Below are 23,700 nucleotides of genomic sequence, written 5' to 3' on the forward strand. Positions count from 1 at the left end.
ACAAAGGCAAAGAGAAAAAGAGCTTCGAAAAAAGGCTGCACATTGGTGGGGATTATCGCGAGCTTGTAGGGGGAGTTACCATGACATTACACGAGTATGTACTTGAAATGAATCAAATCTCCAAAGAATTCCCCGGCGTAAAAGCGCTGGACAACGTGACCCTGAAGGTCCGTCCGGGAAGCGTACATGCGCTGATGGGAGAGAACGGAGCGGGGAAGTCGACGCTCATGAAATGCTTGTTCGGTATTTATAAGCCGGACGGCGGAGAGATCAAATTGAACGGCGAGACCGCGAGCATTACGAATTCCAAAGATGCTTTGGCTAACGGCATCTCCATGATTCACCAGGAACTGCACCCGGTTCCTCATCGCAACGTGATGGAGAACATTTGGTTGGGCCGCTTCCCGCTGAAAGGGATCGGACCGTTGAAATTAGTGGATCACAAGAAAATGCGTAAAGATACAGAAAACTTGTTCCGGCAGCTTCAGATGGATATTCAACCGGATACGCTGGTCGGCAATTTGTCCGTTTCCAAAGTACAATCCATTGAAATTGCCAAAGCCGTTTCCTTTAATTCGAAAGTCATTGTTATGGATGAGCCGACTTCGTCGCTGACCGGCAATGAGGTTGAGCAGCTGTTTCGCATTATTCGCGACCTGAAAAGCCGCGGCGTCTCGATCATCTATATTTCACATAAAATGGAAGAAATTTTGGAGATCTCGGATGAAGTTACCATTATGCGCGATGGTTCGAAGATTGGCACGTGGGCATCTTCCGAGCTGACCACCGATATGATTATTTCCAAAATGGTCGGACGGGATCTGAAAGAGCGGTTCCCTGAGAGAAGCAACGTACCGAACGGGGTTTTGATGAGTGTCGAAGGACTGACTTCGGTCATTCCAAGATCGTTCAAGAACGTATCCTTCGAGCTGCGCAAAGGTGAAATTCTTGGCGTAGGCGGATTGGTCGGCGCTCAACGGACAGAGCTGATTGAAGCCTTGTTCGGACTGAGAAGCGTTGTATCCGGCAGCATATCGATGCATGGCAAACAGGTGAAGCTCAAATCGCCGATCGATGCCATTAAGCACAAAATCGCGCTGCTCACGGAAGAACGCCGGGTTACGGGGATTTTCCCGGTATTATCCGTGCTTGAGAATACGGTAATTGCGAATCTGTCCCGCTATATGAATCCGCTCGGGTTCATTCAAGAAGCGAAGCGGAAAGCGGAAGTGGAGAAGAGCATCGAGATGCTTCGGGTGAAGACGCCGAACATGCATGCTCTGATCAAAAACCTGTCGGGCGGTAACCAGCAGAAGGTGCTGCTTGCCAGATGGCTTCTGACCGAGCCGGACGTGCTCTTGCTGGACGAACCGACGCGCGGGATCGACGTCGGCGCCAAATTCGAGATTTACTCCATCATTGCCGACCTTGCGAAGCAGGGGAAAAGTATCATCATGATCTCGTCTGAGATGCCCGAGCTGCTTGGGATGTCGGACCGAATCATGGTCATGTGCGAAGGACGCCTGACGGGGATCGTAGATGGAAAGAAAGCAACAGAAGAAGAGATCATGCGCCTTGCTGCACAGCATATGGCATAATGGGGGGCCAAGAAACCAATGAGTACAAAAACAGAAACAGTGAAATCCAGAGACTTTAGCGGATTCGTGACCAAATACGCAATCTACATCGTGCTTGTCGTGCTCGTTATCGGGATTGCGATTTATGATCCCCGCTTTTTATCCGTCAGCATTTTACGCGACATTCTGCTGCAGTCATCCACACGCGTAATCATCGCGCTCGGCGCAGCGTTCATCCTGATCACGGGAGGAACGGACCTCTCGACAGGACGGATCGTCGGATTGACCGCCGTTATCTCGGCCTCGATGCTGCAAACGCAGGACTACGGCCGCAGATTTTTCCCGGATCTTCCGCACCTGCCGCTGCTTGTACCTATCTTGATCGCGATTGCCGCAGGTCTTCTGGTAGGTCTCATTAACGGTCTGATCGTAGCTAAACTCAAGGTTCCGCCGTTCATTGCGACGCTCGGAACGATGGTTGCCGTGTACGGAGCTAACTCCTTGTATTTCGATATGAAACCGAATCAGTCCCAGCCGATCGGCGGGTTGCGTCCGGACTTCAGTACACTCGGTACAGGAGCGATCGGTTCAAGCTCCACTTACTCCATTCCTTATATCGTCATTATTGCTATTGTCGTATCAGTCATTGTATGGATTGTGTTCAATAAAACCAAGCTTGGCAAGTACATGTACGCGATTGGCGGCAATATTCACGCAGCAGTCGTTTCCGGTATTAACGTGAACCGTTACCTGATCTACATTTACTCCATTGCAGGCGCATTGTATGGTCTGGCAGGGGTATTGGAAGCGGCAAGAACAGGCGGCGCAACGAACAACTACGGAAATATGTATGAGCTCGATGCGATTGCGGCTTGCGTAGTCGGCGGCGTATCTACATCCGGCGGTATCGGAACGGTACCGGGCGTTCTGGCAGGGGTATTGATCTTCAGCGTTATCAACTATGGTTTGACATTCATTGGTATCAGCCCTTACTGGCAATTGATTATCAAAGGTGTCATTATCGTTGCAGCAGTGGCGTTCGATATGCGTAAATATATGAATTCCAAATAATCATGCAGCAGGCTGTCACAACGGAGGGCAGCCTGTTGTTTTGTCAATTTGTGAAAGCGTTTACCCAAATTATGGGAGGGGGTCCCTAAATGAACATCAAGAATATGCTTTCAGTCTCTCTGCGGGGCAAAATTGTAGGTGCCTTCGCTATCGTTTCATTACTCGTTGCAGTGACGAGTGGTATGTCCTATACATACTTGCATAAGGTGGACAACTCCTACACCAAGCTTTTGAGTGATAATGTTTCAATTCTGCGCAATGTTGCCGATATCAAAGAGAAAACGCAAATGCAGAATAGCATGCTGTTCGGCTATGTGCTTGATCCGACGCCAGAGAAGGAGAAGCTGCTGAACGATATGAATGGGACGCTGACTTCGATCATTGCGCAGATGGGGGAGCTGTCTCATAGCGAGGAAGAGCAGAGCGCCATTCAATCCATGGTGGACTCCAATCAGACGTTTGCGCGTCTGGTCAAAAAAGTGGCGGAATACGCGGACAAGGGCAACGTCCCGCTGGCCAAGGCGGAAGCGATGCAATGGGCGATTCCTACGACAGATACGCTGACGCAGGCCGCAGCGAAGATCGAGGAGCTGGAGCGGAGCGTTCAGGAGGAAGCAATTGCCCGCAATCATGATGTCGTCACTTCGACCGTTAGAACGTTGATCTGGGTTAGCGTAGCTGCCTTCCTCTTCGCGCTGGCCATCGGTCTGCTGCTCTCGCGAGCCATTGTACAGCCTATCCGATCCATGGTTCGGGCGGCGGAACGCATCGCGGCCTGCGATTTGACGACGGCCGATATCCAGGTAAGCAATAGAGATGAACTGAGAGTTTTGGCGACGGCTTTCAATGCGATGAAAGCCAATCTGCACAGCATCATCAGTCAGGTAGGAAGCAGCGCGCAGCATGTAGCGGCGGCCTCGGAAGCGTTAAGCTACAACAGCGAACAGGTTAGCGAGTCTTCGGAGCGCATCACGTTCACGGTGCAGGACATATCGATGGGGACGGATGCGCAGGTGCAATGCGTGCATCAAGGCGTCTCCATCATGGAGGAAATGTCGGCGGCGGTCACGCAGATTGCAGGTGTTACGCAGATGGCACATGAGCATTCATCGCTTGCTCAGGAAGCGGCAGGCTCCGGCCATGAGGCCGTGGAGACGGCGATCGCACAGATGCGCGCCATTCATCTGAAGATGAAGGAGCTGGCTGCTTCTGTCGAGCGTTTGGGTGTGCGGTCTGCGCAAATCGTGGAAGCCAATGCGATGATTGCCGGGATAGCGCGGCAGACGAATATGCTCGCGCTCAACGCTTCCATCGAAGCGGCACGAGCGGGAGCGGCCGGCAAAGGCTTCGCGGTCGTCGCGGAGGAAGTCCGCAAGCTGTCTATGCAGACGGGCGCAGCGGCGGAAGAGGTAAGGGAGCTCGTTGCGGGCATTCAGGACGAAACGAGGATGGTTATGGTCTCCACTGAGGCGGGAAGCCGGGAGGTGGAGACGGGTCTTGACGTGGTCGGCGTCGCGCAGGTGACGTTCGGCCGCATTCGCACGGCGATGGACGACGTTGCGCGCCAGATTGGCGAGGTGGCGGAGAGCTCGGCCGCCATCTCGGAGAAGACGCGCGCAGCCGTCGATGTGATTCGCGCGATCGACGAAGTCGCGGGGCAGACGGCGGCGGGCGCGCGGAACGTTTCGACGAACATCGAGGGGCAGTACGCGAGCATGGAGGAGATCGTCTCCTCGGCTGCCGTGCTCAGCATGATGGCGGGGGATTTGCAGGCTTTGATCGCGCGGTTCCGCGTGTGAGGTTGTGGGGGCGTCTTGCCGGTAGCATGTTACCGGTGGGGCGCCTTTTTTGTCTTGTTGGAGGGGGTGTAGGAGATGGAGCGGGTGGAGCGGGGGCGCGGCGGCACGGCGGGTGATAAATGGAATTTCTCCAGTTATTCTGGCGACTTCTGTGCTTTTGGATTGATTAAAAGGAAAATCTCCCGTTATTTTGGCGGTGAAACCGGTACGGGGGCGATTTTGCCTGGAATTAGCGGGAGAAATTCCAGTTATGCCTACTGGACGGCCACGTCCGTCGGTCCAAGTGTTGGCTAACGGACACAGCAGACGCTATTGCCGCGAAAACCGACGCGCCTCAAATCTAACGGACACCGTTGCCCCTATTTCCCGATTTCGAGGCGAAACACGCCCGAAAAGAGAGAAATAACGGCACCCGTGTCCGTTACAATTGCAATTCGGCTGCAATTCGCCGAATAAGAGCCGCTGTGACCGTTAGTTAGCCGGTCACTTCCCCTTGCGCGTCATCTCCGCAAGCGAGGCCCACTGCTCCTCGGTCACCTCGAGCAGGTCGTTGAACTGCCCGGCGCCCTGCAGCCACTCGCCGCCGTCAATCGTGACAACCTCGCCGTTGATATATCCGGCGTAGTCCGAGATCAGATAAGCCGCGAGGTTCGCGAGCTCATCCTTTTCCCCGACCCGCCGCAGCGGCACGCGGTTCAGCAGCTTCTCCGACAGCTCGGGCGTCGGAGCCAAGCGGCTCCACGCGCCGTCGGTCGGGAACAGCCCCGGCGCGATGGCGACCTGCCGGATGCCGTGGCGCGCCCACTCGACGGCTAACGAGCGCGTCAGCGCCAGCACGCCGGCTTTGGCGGCCGCCGACGGCACGACGAAGCCCGAGCCGGTGAAGGCGTACGAGGTGACGATGTTCAGCATCGTCCCGCCGGAGCCCTGCTCGATCCATCGTTTGCCCACCTCCAGCGTGGTGTAGAACGTGCCGTGCAGAACGATGTTCAGTACGGCGTCTACCGCACGCGGAGACAGTTTCTCCGTCGGACTGGCGAAATTGCCGGCCGCATTATTAATCAGTACGTCGATTCGGCCGTAATGCTGCTCCACAGCCGATACCATCTCTGCAATTTGCTGCGGATCGCGCACATCGCAGCTCTTGTAGAAGACGCTGCCGCCCATTTCGGCGGCCGCTTGCGCAAGCACCTCTTCGCGCCGGGAGGTAATCGCCAGACGCGCGCCCAGCTCCAAGAAGCGCTCGGCCATAGCCCGGCCCAATCCCGTGCCTCCGCCGGTAATGAGAATGACTTTATCCTGCAATAAGGCTGAATCGAACATAAGCATCCTCGCCCTTCATCATTGATTTGCAGCTGCTGCGAACGCAGCCTCGAATCGCTCGATCCGGCCGGCCAGATCCTCCGGCAGCGGTGTGCTTTTTTGCGTCCGCACATCGATATACACCCCTGTACTGGCCCCTACGCTGACGACTTGCTGCGTATCACGCTGCACAATCGCGTAATGCGCTTCGACGGACGACTTGCCAATCCGGTTTATTTTCATATATATCAGCAGTTCGTCATTAAAATGTGCCTGGGACTTATATTCAACACGCTGGTTCACAAGAAAAAACGTTTTGTCGGCTGGAGCGCCATCGATGAAAAACAGTCCTAACCCGTTCATGTACTCGCATCGTGCCTGTTCCATATAAATGACCGAGGAAAGATGACTCAGATGCCCGTTGGCATCGGTTTCGCAGAAACGAACCTTCGTAGGGGTAAAATAACGGTATCCTTCCAATTCGGAGAAGTGCATAACGGTACAGCCTCCTTAAAATAAGTTACGGGGAGCTTCGGCTTAAAGGCGAAGATAGCGCTTACATTCTTAAGGTGCTTGTTCGTCAGCGCAGCAGCAGCTCTCAAATGCACACCCCGCGGCCAACGGCAGCGAATATACTTCCATGTTCTCACACAACCAGATGGCTGTAAAGAAAGCGGCGGCTCCATTTTTGTTCCGCTAGCTGTGCAGCACGCAGGGGTTCGCGGTTTGATCAGCCAGGTCCGAGGATCCGGCCATCACGGCTGCACCTGCGGTCATCGCCAGTGTGACGCCGACCCAGGCCAGCTCTTCGCCGAAGACCGTGCAACGCAAAAAAATCCCGCAGCATGCCAGAGCATGCAGGGGATCTATTTCACGATCTACACGTTCAAAATAAACTTCTCCAGAACATGTCTTACACCGTCTTCATTATTGCTTCGGGTCACATAATTCGCCAGCTCTTTCAGTTCCGGCAGCGCATTGTCCATCGCCACGCCAAGACCGGCGACTTCGAGCATCTCGCGATCGTTCCACGCATCGCCAAGTGCGATGACTTCCTCGAGCGTGCAGCCGATATGGCTCGCCAGGAATGCAATCGCGTGGCCTTTGGTGCCTTCTTTGTGCATGAATTCCAAGTAGTGAGGCTTGGATTTCGTAATATGCAGCTTATCGCCAAGAATCGGGAGCAGCTCCTCGCGGATTTGGTCGCAAACCTCCGGTTTATCAACGATCAGCATTTTGGGCTGCGGAATGTCGATCCATTGGCGCAGGTCGCCAATGATATACGGGGTTTTGGATAAGCGTACATAGTTTTTGATTTTATCGTTATCTTCGCCTGCATAAAGCTCGTCGCCATGGTAAAGCTGGAGATGGAGATTTCTCTGCTCGCAGTAATCAAGCAGGTAGCGGGCGCTATCCACAGGAACGGTGCGCTCGTATAAGACCTCTTCATCGAGGAGGTTTTTGATGAGTGCGCCCTGATACGTAATGATCGGCACGTTCAGCCCGATTTGGTTGGCGATTTTCGCTGCGGACGGGAAGCTTCTCCCTGTAGCGATCGTCACCGTCACACCTTGCGCAACCGCCTGGTGCATGGCCTCGATCGTTGCTTGCGATATCGTCAAATCATCGCGCAGAAGCGTATCGTCTAAATCCGTTGCTACTAACTTATAAGTCATGTGTTCCTCTCCGTTCCGATAGGTGATCTATGCAAAAATTCTGCTATAAGCATACCCGAAACAGGGTGGAATTGCTAGAATAAAAGGATACGAAGGAGGCGCATGGCCATGTCATCATCTTATACAAAAAAGCTGGAGGACCTGCTCAGAGCCCACGCCAGTGAGGCCGACGCAGCGGCGATGGCCGCTTATATGCGCGGCCATTTCCCTTTCTTGGGCATTCGCAATCCGCAGCGCGTGGCGCTAACGAAGCAGTTCTGGAAGGAGCACGGGATGCCCAAAGGAGCCGAGGGCGTGAAGGCGGCGGAAGAGCTCTGGGCACTGCCTGAGCGGGAGTTTCATTATACGGCGCTGCTGCTGCTCATCCAACTGCGCAAAGAGGCGGAGAAGGAACGCATTGCGCTGTTGGAGCATTTGGTCGTGACGAATGCCTGGTGGGATTCGGTCGATACGATTGCTGACCATTTGATCGGCTTCCATATGCAGAAGTATCCGGAGCTCATCCCGGCTCACGTCGAAAAATGGCTGGCTTCGGGCCATATGTGGCTGCAGCGGACGGCGATCCTCTTTCAGCTCAAATATAAGCGGCACACGGATGTGCCGCTGCTGTTTAGCTGTATCCGGCGGATGGCGGATTCCGATGAATTTTTCATCCGCAAGGCGATCGGCTGGGCGCTGCGCGAATACTCGAAGACGGACGCCGGCGCCGTGCAAGCGTTCGTCGCTGAGACGAAGCTGTCGCCGCTTAGCGTGAGGGAAGCGCTGAAGGTTATTCAGCGGAAGAGCGGGGACGAGTAGTCTCGCTGCTATTCCCCGGCTGGCGGTGCGGGGGCTTGCGGCAGACGGTCGGCAGTTGGTAAGGTCGGCGGCATTGAGGCCGTGGAGTCGGTTAGACGCATTAAGCCTAAGACACGGCCAACGGAGAAAAGCCGCGCACAAAAAGGCTTGTCCCAGCCATTTACATGGCTTCAGGGGCAGCCTTTTTTACGTTACGGCTGCATTGGTGCCGTTCACGTCACAAAAACTAACGCATATGATAATAATTAAAATAATTTGTCATATATATTGACATATAAATAACATTGATTTAAAGTAATTAAAATTATTCATGGGGGCACACAACACCCCTCAGATTAAAAACATGAGAAGGGATGATGGAAGATGAAACATAATCGGACGCAGGATTGGCTGACGCGGCTGCCTAAAGTTGATCTTCACCTGCACTTGGACGGGAGTGTGAAGCCGGAAACGATTCTGGAGCTTGCTCTCCGCCAAGGCTTAGATCTTCCCGTGTATGATACAGAAGGATTAATTCCGCATATGCGTGTAGGCGAGGAATGCGGCAGCCTCGTCGAATATTTGAGTAAATTCGATTTCACGACCCGGTTTCTGCAAAACGGAGAAGCTTTGGAGCGGGTTGCCTATGAGGTGGCGGAGCAATCGGCCGAGCATAATTGCAAGTATGTGGAGGTTCGGTTCGCGCCCCAACTGCACCGTGCCAACGGGTTGACCGTCGAAGAAACGATTTACCATGTCGTAGAGGGGATGAAGCGCGGACAACGGGATTTCGGCGTGAAGGCCGGCGTCATCGCGATCTGCATGCGGAATCATTCCCGCGAAGCCAATCTGGAAGTGATCCGCGCGGCTGCCGGGTATGTGGGCAGAGGCGTAGTTGCCGTCGATTTGGCCGGAGACGAAGCCAATTACCCGCCGGAATGGTTCAGGGACGTATTCGCCGAATCGCGAAGGCTCGGCATTCCAGTGACAATTCATGCCGGGGAGGCCGCGGGAGCGATGAATGTCTATGAAGCTGTAGCGAATCTCGGTGCCGTGCGCATCGGCCATGGCGTCAGATTGAAGGAGGACGGCGAGATTATGGCGATGGTGAAAGACCGCCGCATTCCGCTGGAGATGTGCCCGATCAGCAACATCCAAACCAAGGCTGTGCCTGGCTGGGAGTCCTATCCGATTCGCGAGTATTTGGAGCAAGGGCTTCTGGTGACAATTAACACGGACAATCCAAGTGTGTCGGGAACGGACATTACGAACGAGTACCGGGTGTTATCGGACCGTTTCGGCTTTACGGAACCTGAACTGATAAGGCTTGTTATGAACGGGGTGGAGGCTGCTTTTATGGAGGAAAGCGAGAAGTTATTGCTGCGGCGGGAGATGGAAGCGGAGTTCCGAGATATGGGGATGCAGACAGACTAAAAAAAACGCCCCATTGAACATAATGGTGGTATCAAACAACTAAGAAGGACTTGGCCACGCGTGGACACGATAATCTTATATGGCGTCTGGATCATTACCGCTCTTCTCTTGATCGTCTTCATTGGCAGACGGCACCACATCAGAGCACAGTTAAGCTTCATGTTCATGCAGGTCCCGACTTGGTTGCTGAGATCGCTTGCCGTGAAGGGCGGGCTTATCGAGTACCCGGTCGGTTTTCTGAGCATGGTGTATAAAGCTAGCTTTACTTATGAATTTTTCGTGTATCCGGCAGTCAGCGCCATCTTTAACGTTCATTTTCCTAAAGAGAAGTCATGGCCGGTGAAAATCGCGTACCCCCTAATCTTCCCTACCGTACTGACGGCAGGCGAAGTATGGCTCGAGACGCATACCGACCTCATTGCGTATTTGAATTGGAACTGGTTTATGAGCTTCCTGTCGATCTTGTTCACTCTGCTGATTTCCTACGGGTACTACAGGTGGTTTTTTAAAAAGATGGAGAGCCTGTTCGGCAAGCGGCAGTAAAGAAAAGGAGAGGGGCGCCTCTTCTTTTTTTGCGTTTATGACGCTGTGATAGCAGTTGGCTGCCGATCTCTCGTGGAGCAAGTAAGAACTTTTTTGGAAAAATGATGTTCCCTCCGCTTGACAATATAGGGTAGGGGGGTATACTATATAAACATGAACGATGTAACTATTCATGAGAGGTGAAATTCCTATGAGCACTGATTCCGTCTTGAAGCAGTCAGAGGGCCAACCGACTGCAACGGTTGATTTTGATATTACCGGAATGACCTGCGCCGCCTGCGCAACCCGCATCGAGAAAGGGTTGAACAAAATGCCCGGCGTCGCGCAAGCATCCGTCAATTTGGCCATGGAAACCGCGCGCATTGTCTACCAACCCTCGGAAGTAACGCCTGACGATATGCAAGCCAAGGTCGCCAAGCTGGGGTATGAGGCCGCGCTGAAAAGAGAAAAAGCTCAAACAAGCGAGCATAGAGCGAAAGAAATTCGCAGGATGAAGCTGAAACTGTGGGTGTCCGCGATCTTGTCCTTCCCCTTGCTATGGGCGATGGTTAGTCATTTTACCTTTACCTCATGGATTTGGCTGCCGGAAGTGTTGATGAACCCGTGGGTCCAGCTGGCTCTGGCCACCCCCGTTCAATTCATCATCGGGCGCCAATTCTACGTCGGAGCGTACAAAGCGCTAAGCAACAAGAGCGCCAACATGGATGTGCTCGTTGCGCTGGGGACGTCGGCGGCTTACTTTTACAGCCTAATCTTAACGATCCAATGGGCGGGACAGAGCAGTCAGGGCGGTCACAGCCATATGCCCGAGCTCTATTTCGAAACAAGCGCTATTCTCATTACGTTAGTCATTCTAGGCAAATGGTTCGAAGTTCTGGCCAAAGGACGCACCTCCGAAGCGATCAAATCGTTGATGGGCTTGCAGGCCAAGAGGGCCACGGTCATTCGCGGCGGCGAAGAGCTCAGCATCCCGTTGGAGGATGTGGTCACCGGCGACCTCATCATCGTGAAGCCCGGCGAGAAGATACCCGTGGACGGTATCGTCATGCAAGGCAGCTCCTCCGTGGATGAGTCCATGCTGACCGGCGAAAGCTTGCCCGTTCACAAGCAGGAAGGGGACCGGGTGATCGGTGCGACGCAGAATCAGAACGGTGTTCTCCGAATGGAGGCTACCAAGGTCGGCCGCGATACCGTGCTGGCCCAGATCATCAAAGTCGTAGAAGAAGCGCAAGGATCCAAGGCGCCGATTCAGCGGGTGGCGGACGTCATATCGGGTATTTTCGTTCCGATCGTCGTGGGCATTGCGCTTGTCGCCTTCGTCCTCTGGTACTTCTGGTTCGACCCGGGTGATTTCGCCGGGGCACTGGAGAAGACGATCGCCATTCTCGTTATCGCCTGCCCTTGTGCACTGGGCTTGGCGACACCAACTTCGATTATGGCGGGGTCCGGCCGAGCGGCTGAGCTAGGCGTACTGTTCAAAGGCGGAGAACATCTGGAGGCCGCTCACCGCATCGATGCCGTCGTCCTGGATAAGACGGGGACGGTCACGAAAGGCAAGCCGCAGCTCACCGACTATCGGACGAAGCTGGAGGAAACACTCTTTCTTCGCCTCGTCGGCGGCACCGAACGCAGTTCGGAGCATCCGCTGGCCGAGTCGATCGTTCAGGGCATTCTGCCGCTGGTTGCGTCCTTGCCCGAAGCTTCCAGCTTCAAGGCGATCCCCGGCTTCGGCGTAGAAGCCGTAGTGGAAGGGAAGCTTGTGGTGATAGGAACACGCCGCCTGCTCACGCAGCATACGATTAACATTTCCGAAGCTCTGTCAGATATGGAGCGTTTGGAAAGCGAGGGCAAGACGGTTATGCTGGCCGCCGTAGACGGTGCGTATGCGGGGTATGTAGCCGTAGCGGATACGATCAAAGAAACGTCGCAGGAAGCGGTAGCCCGTTTGGAAGCGATGGGCATCAAGGTCATGATGATTACGGGCGACAATACGCGAACCGCCGAAGCTATAGCCCGGCAAGCCGGTATCCGGCAGGTGCTGGCGGAAGTGCTGCCCGAAGGCAAGGCGGCCGAGGTGAAGAAGCTGCAAGCTCAAGGCTTGCGCGTTGCGATGGTCGGCGACGGCATCAACGATGCGCCGGCGCTGGCGATGGCGGATGTCGGCATGGCCATGGGCACAGGCAGCGACATTGCGATGGAGGCCGCGGATGTGACGCTGATGCGCGGCGAGCTGACCTCCATCGCGGACAGCATGGAGATGAGCCGCAGAACGATGCGGAACATTAAGCAAAATTTATTCTGGGCTCTCGGCTACAATACGATCGGCATTCCAATCGCTGCATTAGGCTTGTTGGAGCCTTGGGTGGCAGGTGCGGCGATGGCGTTAAGCTCTGTTTCAGTCGTACTGAATGCCTTGAGGCTGCAGCGGGTTAAACTTTAGGAGTGAGGATCCGAAATGATTGACAATATAGGGGATGGGGGTATGATAATGATAATACTTAATTGCCCCCAAAGGAGAATACCGCCATGAATAATGAACAAGATATGGAAGTGAGCCATTGCAGCTTGGATGTGAATGAGCGCAAAAGCCACCATTCCGATAAGCTCAAAGCCGATTTGACGAAGCGGTTGAACCGCATTGAAGGTCAAGTCCGCGGAGTTAAGGGTCTGATCGAGAAGGATACGTATTGTGACGACGTGCTTCACCAGATCGCGGCGATTCAGTCGGCGCTCAACGGCGTCGGCAAGCTGCTGCTCGCCGGACATCTCAAGAGCTGTGTGGTCGAGCGCATTCAAGAGGGCGACATGGACGTTGTCGACGAGCTGCTCAAAACGATGAACACCTTGATGAAATAAGAAATTGTCTACAAGTAAAGGAGAGAATGCAAATGTCCAATTTGATTTTGAAAGTAGAAGGAATGTCTTGCAACCACTGTGTGAATACCATCGAGAAGGCGATGAAAGAGCTTGGCGCCCAAGGGAAAGTAGATCTCGCCGGCAAGCGGGTCGAAGTGGAGTACGATGAGAGCAAGCTGAGCGAGCAAGCGATCAAGGAAGCGATTGAAGAGCAAGGATATGATGTCGTGCAATGAGAATAGCGAGTATTCTTCTCTTATCGGCAGCGCTGCTGCTGAGCGGCTGCGCCAAATCCCAGCCGGCCGAACACGGGGCGCACGGCGGCAGCCATGAAGCGGGGGGCAAGGAGCAGGTACAGGCGGTATTCGGCGTGAAATCGTCAGGAGGGCAGACGGCCGCCAAGGCCCAGGACGACACCCCTCTGACCATCCAAATTCAAGACGCCGCAGGCAAGCCGGTTAACGAGTTCGATCTCAATCATGAGAAAATGATGCATTTGATCGTCGTTAGCAAAGATCTCTCCTACTTCAATCACATTCATCCGGAATATCAAGGGAAAGGGTTATTCACGGTAACGACGCGCTTTCCGGCCGGCGGGGACTATAAGCTGTTCGCTGATTTCGCGCCGAGCGGGAAAGAGAAATCCGTGCTCAGCCATGCGCTGACGGTGCAGGGGAACGCCGCTTCGCCGGCCGGCTTGAAGCCGGACGCCAAGCTGACCGCAACCGTGAACGGCACCGAGGTTGCATTAGCGATCGACGGGCTGAAGGCAGGGGCAGAGGCGAACTTGACGTATACGTTCAAGGACGCTGCGACGAAAGCTCCGGTTCAGAATCTGCAGCCGTACTTAGGGGCTGTCGGCCATGTCGTTATTCTCGATGCGGCCGCTGAGCAATACTTGCATGTTCATCCGACGGATGAGAAATCGACGGGGCCGTCGGCCAAGTTCATGACGACCTTTCCGCAAAGCGGCATCTACAAAATTTGGGGCGAATTTCAGCGAGACGGCCAAGTGTTCGCAGTGCCTTTTGTCGTGAAGGTTCCGTAAGTTGTCCCCGTTAAGTGAAGACAGAAGGAGTCAAACCCATGCCCACTTATATCATCACAGGCAGCTCCAGAGGGCTCGGCGCCGAGTTGGTTCGGCAGCTTCTAGCGCAGGGCGCAGCGGTTCACGGTGTGTCCCGCAGCGATAACGCAACCCTCCGCCAAGCGGCGGCAAGCATGCAAGGTGCCTACACCTTTCATGCTTGCGACTTGGCGCAAACGGACCGCCTGGATCGAATCCTTGGCGCTGTAGATCGAGCGGATGCCATCACGCTCATCAACAACGCGGGCCAGCTCGAGCCGATGACGCTCATCGGCCGAGCCGGCCAGGAGGACCTGCAGCTGAACCTGCAGGTCAATCTCGTCGCGCCCTCGCTGCTGACGAACAGCTTCATCCGGCAGACGCAGTCGCTGCCCGTCGTGAAGCGTGTCGTCCAGATCTCCTCGGGCGCGGGCAAGAAGCCCTACCCCGGCTGGGGTGCCTACTGCACCGCCAAAGCCGGGCTCGATATGCTGACGCGCTGTATCGGCGTCGAGCAGACGAACCAGCCCTACCCGGTGGAGGCTTACTCCGTAGCCCCGGGTGTGGTGGACACGGATATGCAGCGGGAGATTCGCGCTGCATCCGAAGAGGACTTCCCGCAGCTGAGCCGGTTCGTGAAGCTGCATGCGGACGGCGAGCTGCAACCGCCAGAGAGCGCGGCGAAGCGGCTGCTGGACCTGCTGCAGGCGGGGGCTTTCGCGCAGGGAGAGATCGCCGATCTGCGCACCAAATAAAAAGAGTTAAGCGCTATGCGCTTAACTCTTTTGTGGTCTTCATTGGATGCTGCCGGAAACCGATGGTGCGGAAGCCAGCTCCGAGGTGCAAAATTTGCAGCGGGTAGCTTTGGCCGGAATGTCGGACAAACAGTGCGGGCATTCCTTGGTGGCCGGGGCCTTTTCCTTCGGCTCGTCCTTCTTGCGGAACTTGGCCAATTGTCGAATAACGATGAAAATGACGGCTGAAACGATCAAAAAGTCCAAAAACGTGGAAATGAATACACCGTACTTCAACACCGGCGCACCTTTATCGGCAGCGGCTTCAGCGAGTGTATTGTAATGTTTGCCGTTCAGGGAGATGAACAGCTCGTTAAAGTTCACTCTGCCCAGCAATAAACCGATTGGCGGCATGATGACGTCATTGACGATCGATGTAATGACTTTCCCGAAAGCGCCTCCGATGATAACCCCTACAGCCAAATCGACCATATTCCCTTTGAAAGCAAAATCTTTAAATTCCTTTAGCATAGCGAACCTCCAACAAACTGCAATTTAGTGCATTGTAGCATATTTCGCCACAGGCAAACAATGAGTCGGACGGCTTGCCGAAAATTTACCCCTGATGGGCTTGAAGAGCTTATTGGCTCTTCGAAACGAGCAGCTCAGCGCTAAGCGCATGGATCAACACGTCCATTTCTTCCGGGGTGCCGATCGAGATCCGCACATGATGAGGCAGATTCCATGCCCCCGCATACCGGAGAATCACGCCTCTGCGCATCAAGCCGTCATAGATGGCTTTGGCATCCGGACCGAGCTCGACGAGCACGAAGTTGCTCATGCTGCGAGTGAATCTCAAGTCCAGCTCCTGCAGGGCTTCATACAGACGCTCTCTTCCGCGTGTATTCATGTCCCGGGTCGCCATAAGATGCGCATCGTCCTGAATGGCCGCGGCCGCACCGACCTGAGCCAACGCATTCACATTGAAAGGCTCCTTCACTTGACGAATGCTGCGTATGACTGCTGCGGATGCGATGCCGTAGCCGACGCGAATGCCGGCCAAGCCATAGATTTTGGAGAAAGTTTGCGTCACGATGAGGGGGTAGCCCTGGCGAACGAGCTCGATCCCGTCGCAGTAGTCCTCCGCGGTTACGAAATGGCTGTAGGCCCCGTCGAAAATGACGAGCACATGCGGCGGCAGCTTATCCATAAGCGCATATAAATCTTGTTTGCTCATGTAGGTGCCTGTTGGATTATTAGGCGAGCAAATATACAGCAGCTTCGTTCGCTCGGTTACGGCCGCAAGAATGCCGCCGATCGCATAGCTGTAATCTTCGCGAAGCGGGACTTCGACAACCGCCGCTCCCATCAGGTTAGCACCGAATTCATACTCGCTGAAGGTCGGGGAGGGAACGATGATCTCATCGCCGGGCTCCAGGAACGTTTCGGAGAGAAGCGTAATAAGCTCGTCGGCACCGTTCGTAACGAGCACCTGATCCGGTTCCACGCCTAGCTTGCCGGCAATAGCACGGTTCAGGTCGGCCGTATCCGCATCGGGATAGCGGTGAATGTCGGTCAGATAGGCTTGGATGGCTGCGACAGCTAACGGTGACGGGCCGATCGGATTTTCATTGGAGGCCAGCTTCGTTACAGTCTCAATGCCTAATTCCCGCTGAACCTCCCAGATGGGTTTGCCGGGGGAATAGGGCTTCATACGGGTCAGAACGCTGCGTGGGCGAATGTTCTCGGATATTCGATCGCTCAAAGGGATCACTCCTTAGTCTTAATAAATGCTTTAGTTAAATAATACATTAACTCAGTAACGTAGTAAAGCAAAAAAAGCCCATATCCCAACTTTTGGGAGCGTAGTATAATACAAAAGAATGCTCGATTCGACATAAGGAGTGGACTCAGCGGGGATGGGGAAAATGAAGAGATTCGGTATCCGATCCAAAATCATGCTTGGTTACATATTCAATATCGCTTGTATTTCAATTGTACTTACGTTAGTGATCAATCAGGTGACGTCTATGCAAACGGATAGAAATTACATTATCGAGCATGACTTTGCCGTCCACAGTGAAATCAACGCAATCGAGAGGTATGTGATGGATATGGAAAGCGGACAGCGCGGGTATCTGTTGACCGGCGATCCGTCCTATCTCGTACCTTATCATAAAGGGGAGACGGAATGGCGGGAGTCCTACGTGAGGTTAGTCGGGCTTACCAAAGAGAACGAGGTGCAGGTCCAAAGCCTCCGGGCCATTAAGGAGGCGATCGAATCCTGGATTATGCTGCTGGGCGGGCCGACGGGACCTATGATGAAGAGAAATGTAGATGCCGGGGCCGGCTTGGTCAATCCGTATGATTTCTATCTCGGGAAGCAAAACGTCGAGGATATCCGCGCCCAACTGGATCGTTTCCGGAATATGGAGATTGGGTTCACGAAGGATAGAGCGAAGCTGCTGGATGAGCAAAATCGCATGTTTACGAACTCTTTATTCGTTATGTTGACGATTCTGCTGATTTTCTCGTTGGCGGCTGCACTTGTCATTTCGCATTCGATTGTCGGGACGATCAAGCAGGTGACCAAAAGCATACTGAAACTGAGCTCCTTCAAAAGAGATTATTCGCAGCGCATCGATGTCACCATGAACGATGAGGTGAAGGACCTTGCCGAGGCGACCAATATGCTGCTGGAGAGTCAGGCGGAGATCGAGTGGCAGCAGCGTAAGCTGGCCGAAGTGATCCATATGCTGCAGGGCATATCCGATCTCGAGACGCTCGGTTCCACTTTCATCAGCAAAGCGGCGGAGCTTTTCGGCGCATCCTTCGGGCTGTTCTACCTCAGAACCGCTCATCAAGGCAAAGATACGATGGAACGAATAGCATCTTATGCCATGATGCAGGACCAAGACGAAATCGGTACTAGGCGCTTTCAAATTGGTGAGGGTCTGATCGGGCAATGTGCGCTGGAGAAGCGGATGTTCCATTTCATGAACGTTCCCGACCACTACGTCAGAATAACGTCCGGACTCGGTGCCGTGAAAGCGCAGAGCGTGCTCGTCGTACCGATCAAACATCATCATGAGGTCATCGCCGTTATGGAGCTGGCCAGCATGAACAAATTCACGGGGCAGCAGCTAGAGTTGTTGGAGGATATTCTGGAAGTGCTGGGAACGATAGTCCATAGCGTTCAAACGCGTGCGGAAGTGGAACGGCTGCTGCGGGAGTACCAGCTGATGACCGAAGAGCTGCAAATTCAAACCGAGGAGCTCCAAAGCCAGCAGGAGGAGCTGCACATGACGAACGAACAGCTGGAGGAACATAGCCGTTTTGCGGAGGAAAGGTCTAGGGAGCTGGAGCGCATCAAAGCCACCCTGGAGGAGCAAGCCGTCCAGCTGCAGTTAAGCTCGAAGTACAAATCCGAGTTTCTGGCCAATATGTCCCACGAGTTCCGCACGCCGCTGAACAGCGTGCTCATTCTGTCCCAGATGCTGCAGGAGAATAGCCGGGGGAACTTAAGCCCCGACGAGCTGGAATATGCCCGAGTGATTCAATCATCGGGCACAGATCTGCTGCTGCTCATTGATGATATCCTGGACTTGTCCAAAGTGGAAGCGGGCAAGCTTGATATTCATATCGGGGAGTTCCGTGTGCAAGAGCTTCCGAAGCTCATTCGCAGCCAGTTTGCCAAGGTAGCCGAGCAGCGTAATCTTTTGTTCAATGTTGAATTGGATGCCCAAGTACCTGAAGTTTTCTATACGGATGAGCAGCGGCTCGGCCAAATTATTAAGAACTTGCTTTCCAATGCGTTTAAATTCACACATGAAGGCAGGGTGGAGGTTCATATAAGCTTGTGCGATGCGGATAAAGCGGCAGCTCTGCTTCCCGATGCCAAGAACGTGCATGTGCTGGCCATTACCGTTGCGGATACGGGAATCGGCATCCCGCCGGATATGCAAACGCTCATTTTCGAGCCCTTCCGGCAAGCGGACGGCACGACGAATCGCAAGTATGGCGGGACGGGCCTAGGCCTTTCCATATCCCGGGAGCTCGCCGGGCTGCTGGGCGGCAGCATCGAAATGCGCAGCGAGATAGGGATCGGGAGCACATTTACAGTGTATATCCCGTCATTGGAGCCTGCTGTCAGCGAGATCAAGAGTGCGCATCTGCAAGCGGCGGCAGGCCATGAGCATGCGCTTCTTGAGGAGCAGGCAGCGCCGTTCACTGATGCCTGCTTCTTGCAGGGGCGGAGCGTGCTGATCGTCGACGACGACGTCCGCAACGTATTCGTGTTAACCAACGCTTTTGAGAATGAAGGGATGAACGTCAGCGTCGCCCATGACGGACAGGAATGTCTCGCTATTTTGCAGCGGGAGCCGCAGATCGATCTGATCCTGATGGATATGATGATGCCAATCATGGACGGTTATGATGCGATGCGGACGATCCGCAGGAATCCCCGCTATGCGCAGGTGCCGATCATAGCGATCACGGCTAAGGCGATGAAGCAGGACCGGGACATCTGCTTACAGGCGGGGGCTAGCGACTATATCAGCAAGCCGCTTAACTTAAATCAGCTGTTGTCCCTGATGCGGGTTTGGCTGGCATAATCGAAAAAGCCTTTGGCTCTCTGGTGGAGAGGCAAAGGCTTTTTTTATTTGTTTTTGAGCTATGAATTAGGGATAAGTGCTATTTCTTCAGATCCAAACGGACATCGCGACCATCGTCAACAACAGACAGCTCTTTGCCGGCCGTTTTCAAGGAGTTGGCGTAATTGACCCATGCATCAAGCATAATCGCTCCATCTTTCCAATCCTTCACCTCGCCGAATACGGTGAAGCCGTCGCCGCTGCCGGTAGCCATGAAATCGTTGGTCGTCACTTTGAACGTACGGTCTTTATTGAACTTGCCGTCAACGTAGACCGGCGTCCCGTCAACGAGTGTAATTTTAGAATATTTCTCGCCTGCCGGCTTGGTAGCATCCCATTCTACCTTCAGACCGGAGAATTGGATGGCCGGAAGGTTGGAGTACTTATCCGTCACTTCGAGCGCCTTCTTGATTTGTTCGGCGGTCATGGTGCCCGTTACATTGTAGTTGCCGAACGGGAATACTTCGAACATCTCGCCGTAGGTCAGCTCGCCTTTATCTACATCCGCGCGAATACCGCCGATATTGGTGAAGGCGATGTCGGATTTCTCGGAAGCGCGCATAGCGTCAGTGATGCTGTTGCCTAATTGCGAAGCACCATCCCGGTCTACACCGCCATTCGTTGCGAAACGGAACGATTTGCGCGTGAGCGGCTCTGCGACGATGACTTCGACTTCGCCGGATTTCGCGGAAATCTTCGATTTGTAATCCTGAACGGTTTTATGAATGCTCTCGTCGGCTGTCGTCAGGTTTGTATATGTTTCTAGCAGACTTGCGTTGGAAGATACGACTTGCTTCGTTGTTTTGTCGACGAAAAGCTGAATATGACCGACTGCGTACAGCCAGCTTTGCGCTTCTACAACCGGGATGCCGTTCACGATGCCGGAAACGCGCATATGGGAGTGGCCGCCAACGATGGCATCCAATGTGCCGTTTCCAGTTCCTTTGGCCAAGTCCGCCAGCTCGCTGATGATCTCATTGGACTTTTGATCTTGTTCACCAGGCAGGTGGGACGTCACCATGATGATGTCAACGCCTTTCGCGCGCAGCTCCTCGGACAAATCTTTGGCTAACGGCACCGGATTCACGAAGGAAAGGCCTTCGATGTTCGTTGACTTGGTTGTCGTCGTCGTTTGCGGAGTAGCGAAGCCGATGATGCCGATCTTCAGACCGTCTTTCTCGACCACTGTGTAAGGCTGTGTCCAATCGACGCGTTTGCCTGTTTTGTCATCGATAATGTTGGCGCCGAGAATAGGGAATTTGGCATTCTTAATATTGGAGATCAGCACATCGCGACCGAAATCGAATTCATGGTTGCCGATAGCTGCGGCGTCATATTGAACTTGAGCCATCGTATCCATAACCGATTGACCGTTCGTTGTATTGGAGATCAGCGTCCCCTGCCAAGCATCCCCGCCGTCAACGACGACAGTGCCATCGGGATTCACGGCGCGGAAATCGTTCACGATGCCGCCTAACGTTTCGATCCCGCCTTGCCCTTGATTCCTTTTCTTATCGAAGCCGACTTCGATTTTGCCGTGGATGTCATTGGTTGTTAGAATGTCGACGACTTTGAACAGAATCGGCTTAAGCGCCTTGGCGACTTCATCGCGCGTTACCGGGGCGGTCGGATTGAAATTTCCATCGAGCGTTGGGGAGAAAATACCGCTAATCACCGCATAGGCGACATAAGGACGGGATTGCTCAGCGATGGAAGAGGCGTCTTTGAAATAGTTCAATACCTTCTCATTGACGTTCGGAAGCTGTCCGCCTGTAACCGTCTTCACAATGAGCTCGGCCAACTCTTGACGGGTTACCACTGCATCCGGATGGAAGGTTCCGTCCGCGAAGCCGCTGATCAGTTTCGCTGCAACGGCGTTGGCGACAGCTTGTTTCTGCCAATTCGCCAGATCGGGGAATGCGAAGGAGGTAAGATCAGCGTTCTTCAGCTTGGCCGCCCGGTTGATCATCGTCACGACTTCCGCTCTAGTTGCTGGGTTGGCTTCCCGGTAGTTGTTATCTCCATAACCTTCTACTGCGCCGTTCTCAATGGCAAGCCGCATGTCCGATTTCAGCGCCGATGCAGGTGCTGCAGCGGTTGTTCCCGCGCTTTCCGCGAAAGCCAGACTGCCTCCAAATGAGCTTGTAAGTGCGGCCACAAGAGCGAGTGCGGTGAGACGCGTCGTCAAAGTTTTTTTCATGTAAAGAAATCCTCCTCCATAATAATAGAACGTCGGTTAATAACCCATCTATTAGTATAAAGGGGATTGGTAGTTTTTGAGAAGTAAAGAAATTATTATTATAAAAAGGAACAAAAAAAGCCGCCAGCCTTCCAAGGCTAAGTGGCTTTGCGGTCTTTGTATACCTCGAAATGATAGATTGTATTACGCGTAAGTACCCGGAAATCCACGCCATCCCGGTCTATCGCTTGAACTCTAGTAGTTTTGAATGGAAAATATCGATGTATGCCGGATAGAATCATCGGGGAACCGACTTCCGTTGGGTTCATTTCACGGAAAGTTTGCCCTTGAATCTCGTCAAAATTGAACCGTTCTGACTGATGCTTGGGCGTAATCCCATCCACCTCATAGATTTGCAAAAGCTTTAACAATCTCATGTTTGTACCCTCCCGTCTAACATTCTTAGCCATAGTATACAACGATTGGGGCCCTTGTGGGCAAATTTTGCGTTCCTAACAGATATCTAATAATGTCTTCACACTTTCCTAGTTTCCAATATATACAATTAATTTAATATGAGCTGGGGGTGGTATATGGCATGAATTACACGAAATTATGGGTGAATGACAAAGAGGTCCTTATGTTCTATGAGTCCGGGCATCAGGCCTATTTGCAAAGAGCGGTCGAGACGATCCTGAGCCACTTATCTAATGCCAAGGTGCGGAAAATTTTCGATGACCTGGGTCTGGTCAATATTACGAATAAAGAAGTTACGCTCTTTTCTTTGGACGGGGAGATTGAGACGATCTGCTGGGGTTAAGTCTTGTATCCCTGTCGCAGTTTAAACAGCTAAACTGTATATGGCTCTCCCTTCTTCTTTCCGCTACAATTATAGGCAGTTGAGAGAAGGAGGTTTCTATATATGGCAGTTATGAAAATGGAGCACGTCGGTGTCATGGTAGCAAATTTGGAAGCGTCAATTCGTTTCTATGAAGAGGTTATCGGTCTTAAGCATAAAGGCAGCTTGCTTCATACGAACGGTGTTATCCGGCTCGCGTTCCTAGGCTTTGAAGCGGCGAACGAGACGGAAGTCGAGCTGATTGAGGGCTATAACGCCGGTTTGCCGCAAGAGGGGAAAGTGCATCATTTGGCTTTCACCGTAGATGATGTTGAAGCTGAGTTTGCGAGAATCAAGGGACTTTCCGTCGAGCAGTTGGACGAAGAAATTACTACGCTGCCTAACGGTTCCAGATACTTTTTCTTCAATGGGCTGGATGGCGAGCGGATCGAGTTCTTTCAGTCAACCCGTTAAGTTTCCGGGCATATAGGTGCCGTTGCGCGCATGGACGGTGAGCGCTTCGATGCTGAGGCGAGAGCTGCTGCATAGGTGCTGGCGTTGTGCCTCATTCGGGGCAGCCTTGCAAGCCGTGGGACAATGCAGGCGAATCGCCTCTGTCATCCGGAAGCTAACGGACTGCACAGCCGTTAGATCGGCGGATACCAGGACGTTACACTTTTAACGGACACATGGAACGTTAACTTGTTGATTTCGAGGCGAAGTACCGCTGGAATCGGCGAAATAACGGCGCTGGTGTCCGTTTGATATTCCAAGACGTGCCCATTCATTGAATAAGGGCCGCTGTGTCCGTGAGCGGGCTGGGCCCAAGATTGCGTTTAGCCCGATGCATAAATAAACTTCTTCATTAAGGGATTGTATTCCCGTGCCTGCGAGAACATTCGAAACAATTGAAATTGCGGAACATTTCTAAAGGGGTTGTAATTGGTCTGAAGGCATGTTACATTATACCTCGTTGCTTTGAACGGCGAACAACTTGAGTAATCAAGCGGACTTGCTTTGGAACGGCAACATATGATAGTATGAACTTCGCGCCAGAAATTGATGAGAAAAAAGTTCTTGCAATGGACGGACGAGCTGTGGTATATTACTTCTCGCTGCTTCGGAAACGCGGCAGTGTACGAAAGACATTGATCTTTGAAAACTGAACAACGAGTGAGTAAACTTGAGCGAGC

Annotated in this window: 23 protein-coding genes; 15 read left to right on the forward strand and 8 right to left on the reverse strand. The window is 53.3% G+C overall.

What is annotated here, in order from left to right; genetic code table 11:
- Nucleotides 1–80: 80 nt before the first annotated feature.
- The 4 genes from J2X61_RS35240 (at nt 81) to J2X61_RS35255 (ending at nt 4,741) form a co-directional block, all read left to right on the forward strand.
- The gene (locus tag J2X61_RS35240) at nt 81–1,598 is read left to right on the forward strand and encodes a sugar ABC transporter ATP-binding protein (protein WP_310195035.1); all 1,518 of its coding nucleotides are present in this window, start codon (nt 81–83) and stop codon (nt 1,596–1,598) included.
- A gap of 18 nt (nt 1,599–1,616) precedes the next feature.
- On the forward strand, nt 1,617–2,648 hold the full coding sequence (mglC, locus tag J2X61_RS35245; RefSeq protein WP_274473342.1) for a galactose/methyl galactoside ABC transporter permease MglC: 1,032 nt from the start codon (nt 1,617–1,619) through the stop codon (nt 2,646–2,648).
- Nucleotides 2,649–2,737: 89 nt separating this feature from the next.
- Nucleotides 2,738–4,447, forward strand: a complete 1,710-nt coding sequence (locus J2X61_RS35250; protein WP_310195040.1) for a methyl-accepting chemotaxis protein — start codon at nt 2,738–2,740, stop codon at nt 4,445–4,447.
- A 75-nt stretch (nt 4,448–4,522) separates the two neighbouring features.
- Nucleotides 4,523–4,741: a hypothetical protein gene (locus J2X61_RS35255; protein ID WP_310195043.1), complete on the forward strand. Its 219-nt coding sequence runs from the start codon at nt 4,523–4,525 to the stop codon at nt 4,739–4,741.
- Nucleotides 4,742–4,930: 189 nt separating this feature from the next.
- Here J2X61_RS35255 and J2X61_RS35260 read toward each other — a convergent pair whose 3' ends face one another.
- The 3 genes from J2X61_RS35260 to J2X61_RS35270 form a co-directional block, all read right to left on the reverse strand.
- A complete protein-coding gene (locus tag J2X61_RS35260; protein ID WP_310195047.1) occupies nt 4,931–5,770 on the reverse strand; it encodes an SDR family oxidoreductase in 840 nt (279 codons plus the stop codon).
- An 18-nt stretch (nt 5,771–5,788) separates the two neighbouring features.
- Entirely contained in the window at nt 5,789–6,244 is a 456-nt protein-coding gene (locus tag J2X61_RS35265) for an acyl-CoA thioesterase (protein ID WP_274473345.1), read from the reverse strand.
- A 383-nt stretch (nt 6,245–6,627) separates the two neighbouring features.
- The gene (locus tag J2X61_RS35270) at nt 6,628–7,425 is read right to left on the reverse strand and encodes a Cof-type HAD-IIB family hydrolase (RefSeq protein ID WP_274473346.1); all 798 of its coding nucleotides are present in this window, start codon (nt 7,423–7,425) and stop codon (nt 6,628–6,630) included.
- A 108-nt stretch (nt 7,426–7,533) separates the two neighbouring features.
- Between J2X61_RS35270 and J2X61_RS35275 the strand changes: the two genes are divergently transcribed.
- The 8 genes from J2X61_RS35275 (at nt 7,534) to J2X61_RS35310 (ending at nt 14,856) form a co-directional block, all read left to right on the forward strand.
- A complete protein-coding gene (locus J2X61_RS35275; RefSeq protein WP_310195051.1) occupies nt 7,534–8,223 on the forward strand; it encodes a DNA alkylation repair protein in 690 nt (229 codons plus the stop codon).
- A gap of 363 nt (nt 8,224–8,586) precedes the next feature.
- Nucleotides 8,587–9,636, forward strand: coding sequence for an adenosine deaminase (add, locus tag J2X61_RS35280; protein WP_274473349.1), 1,050 nt, complete (start codon nt 8,587–8,589; stop codon nt 9,634–9,636).
- 60 nt (nt 9,637–9,696) lie between these two features.
- Nucleotides 9,697–10,179 (forward strand): CBO0543 family protein, encoded by a 483-nt coding sequence (locus J2X61_RS35285; RefSeq protein WP_310195054.1) that lies wholly within the window; start codon nt 9,697–9,699, stop codon nt 10,177–10,179.
- Between the two features lie 190 nt (nt 10,180–10,369).
- On the forward strand, nt 10,370–12,619 hold the full coding sequence (locus J2X61_RS35290; RefSeq protein ID WP_310195057.1) for a heavy metal translocating P-type ATPase: 2,250 nt from the start codon (nt 10,370–10,372) through the stop codon (nt 12,617–12,619).
- Nucleotides 12,620–12,705: 86 nt separating this feature from the next.
- Entirely contained in the window at nt 12,706–13,035 is a 330-nt protein-coding gene (locus J2X61_RS35295; protein ID WP_274473352.1) for a metal-sensitive transcriptional regulator, read from the forward strand.
- Nucleotides 13,036–13,067: 32 nt separating this feature from the next.
- Nucleotides 13,068–13,271, forward strand: coding sequence for a copper ion binding protein (locus J2X61_RS35300; protein ID WP_274473354.1), 204 nt, complete (start codon nt 13,068–13,070; stop codon nt 13,269–13,271).
- Complete coding sequence (locus tag J2X61_RS35305) at nt 13,268–14,083, forward strand: hypothetical protein (RefSeq protein WP_274473360.1); 816 nt, start codon at nt 13,268–13,270, stop codon at nt 14,081–14,083. The genes J2X61_RS35300 and J2X61_RS35305 overlap by 4 nt, the downstream gene beginning before the upstream one ends.
- A gap of 38 nt (nt 14,084–14,121) precedes the next feature.
- Nucleotides 14,122–14,856 (forward strand): (S)-benzoin forming benzil reductase, encoded by a 735-nt coding sequence (locus tag J2X61_RS35310; protein ID WP_310195060.1) that lies wholly within the window; start codon nt 14,122–14,124, stop codon nt 14,854–14,856.
- Between the two features lie 39 nt (nt 14,857–14,895).
- Here J2X61_RS35310 and mscL read toward each other — a convergent pair whose 3' ends face one another.
- Together mscL and hisC are read right to left on the reverse strand one after the other, a co-directional pair.
- Nucleotides 14,896–15,366, reverse strand: coding sequence for a large conductance mechanosensitive channel protein MscL (gene mscL, locus J2X61_RS35315; protein ID WP_274473363.1), 471 nt, complete (start codon nt 15,364–15,366; stop codon nt 14,896–14,898).
- Between the two features lie 109 nt (nt 15,367–15,475).
- Nucleotides 15,476–16,600 carry a histidinol-phosphate transaminase gene (hisC, locus tag J2X61_RS35320; protein WP_310195063.1) on the reverse strand — a complete coding sequence of 375 codons (1,125 nt, stop codon included), beginning with the start codon at nt 16,598–16,600 and terminating at the stop codon, nt 15,476–15,478.
- A 154-nt stretch (nt 16,601–16,754) separates the two neighbouring features.
- Here hisC and J2X61_RS35325 point away from each other — a divergent pair, with 154 nt between their 5' ends.
- Nucleotides 16,755–19,451 (forward strand): response regulator, encoded by a 2,697-nt coding sequence (locus tag J2X61_RS35325; protein ID WP_310195066.1) that lies wholly within the window; start codon nt 16,755–16,757, stop codon nt 19,449–19,451.
- A 79-nt stretch (nt 19,452–19,530) separates the two neighbouring features.
- Here J2X61_RS35325 and J2X61_RS35330 read toward each other — a convergent pair whose 3' ends face one another.
- Together J2X61_RS35330 and J2X61_RS35335 are read right to left on the reverse strand one after the other, a co-directional pair.
- Complete coding sequence (locus J2X61_RS35330; protein WP_274473367.1) at nt 19,531–21,690, reverse strand: 5'-nucleotidase C-terminal domain-containing protein; 2,160 nt, start codon at nt 21,688–21,690, stop codon at nt 19,531–19,533.
- A 137-nt stretch (nt 21,691–21,827) separates the two neighbouring features.
- Nucleotides 21,828–22,106: a hypothetical protein gene (locus J2X61_RS35335; protein ID WP_274473368.1), complete on the reverse strand. Its 279-nt coding sequence runs from the start codon at nt 22,104–22,106 to the stop codon at nt 21,828–21,830.
- 161 nt (nt 22,107–22,267) lie between these two features.
- On the opposite strand from J2X61_RS35335, the gene J2X61_RS35340 reads away from it, so the two are divergent.
- Both J2X61_RS35340 and J2X61_RS35345 read left to right on the forward strand, forming a co-directional pair.
- Nucleotides 22,268–22,489, forward strand: a complete 222-nt coding sequence (locus J2X61_RS35340) for a hypothetical protein (RefSeq protein WP_274473369.1) — start codon at nt 22,268–22,270, stop codon at nt 22,487–22,489.
- Between the two features lie 102 nt (nt 22,490–22,591).
- Nucleotides 22,592–22,981 (forward strand): VOC family protein, encoded by a 390-nt coding sequence (locus J2X61_RS35345; RefSeq protein WP_274473370.1) that lies wholly within the window; start codon nt 22,592–22,594, stop codon nt 22,979–22,981.
- Between the two features lie 173 nt (nt 22,982–23,154).
- On the opposite strand, the gene J2X61_RS35350 is transcribed toward J2X61_RS35345, so the two are convergent.
- Nucleotides 23,155–23,280: a hypothetical protein gene (locus J2X61_RS35350; protein WP_310195072.1), complete on the reverse strand. Its 126-nt coding sequence runs from the start codon at nt 23,278–23,280 to the stop codon at nt 23,155–23,157.
- Nucleotides 23,281–23,700 lie beyond the last annotated feature (420 nt).

Origin of the sequence: Bacillus sp. 3255, from assembly GCF_031456485.1 — a bacterium.
Classification (GTDB): Bacteria; Bacillota; Bacilli; order Paenibacillales; family NBRC-103111; genus Paenibacillus_E.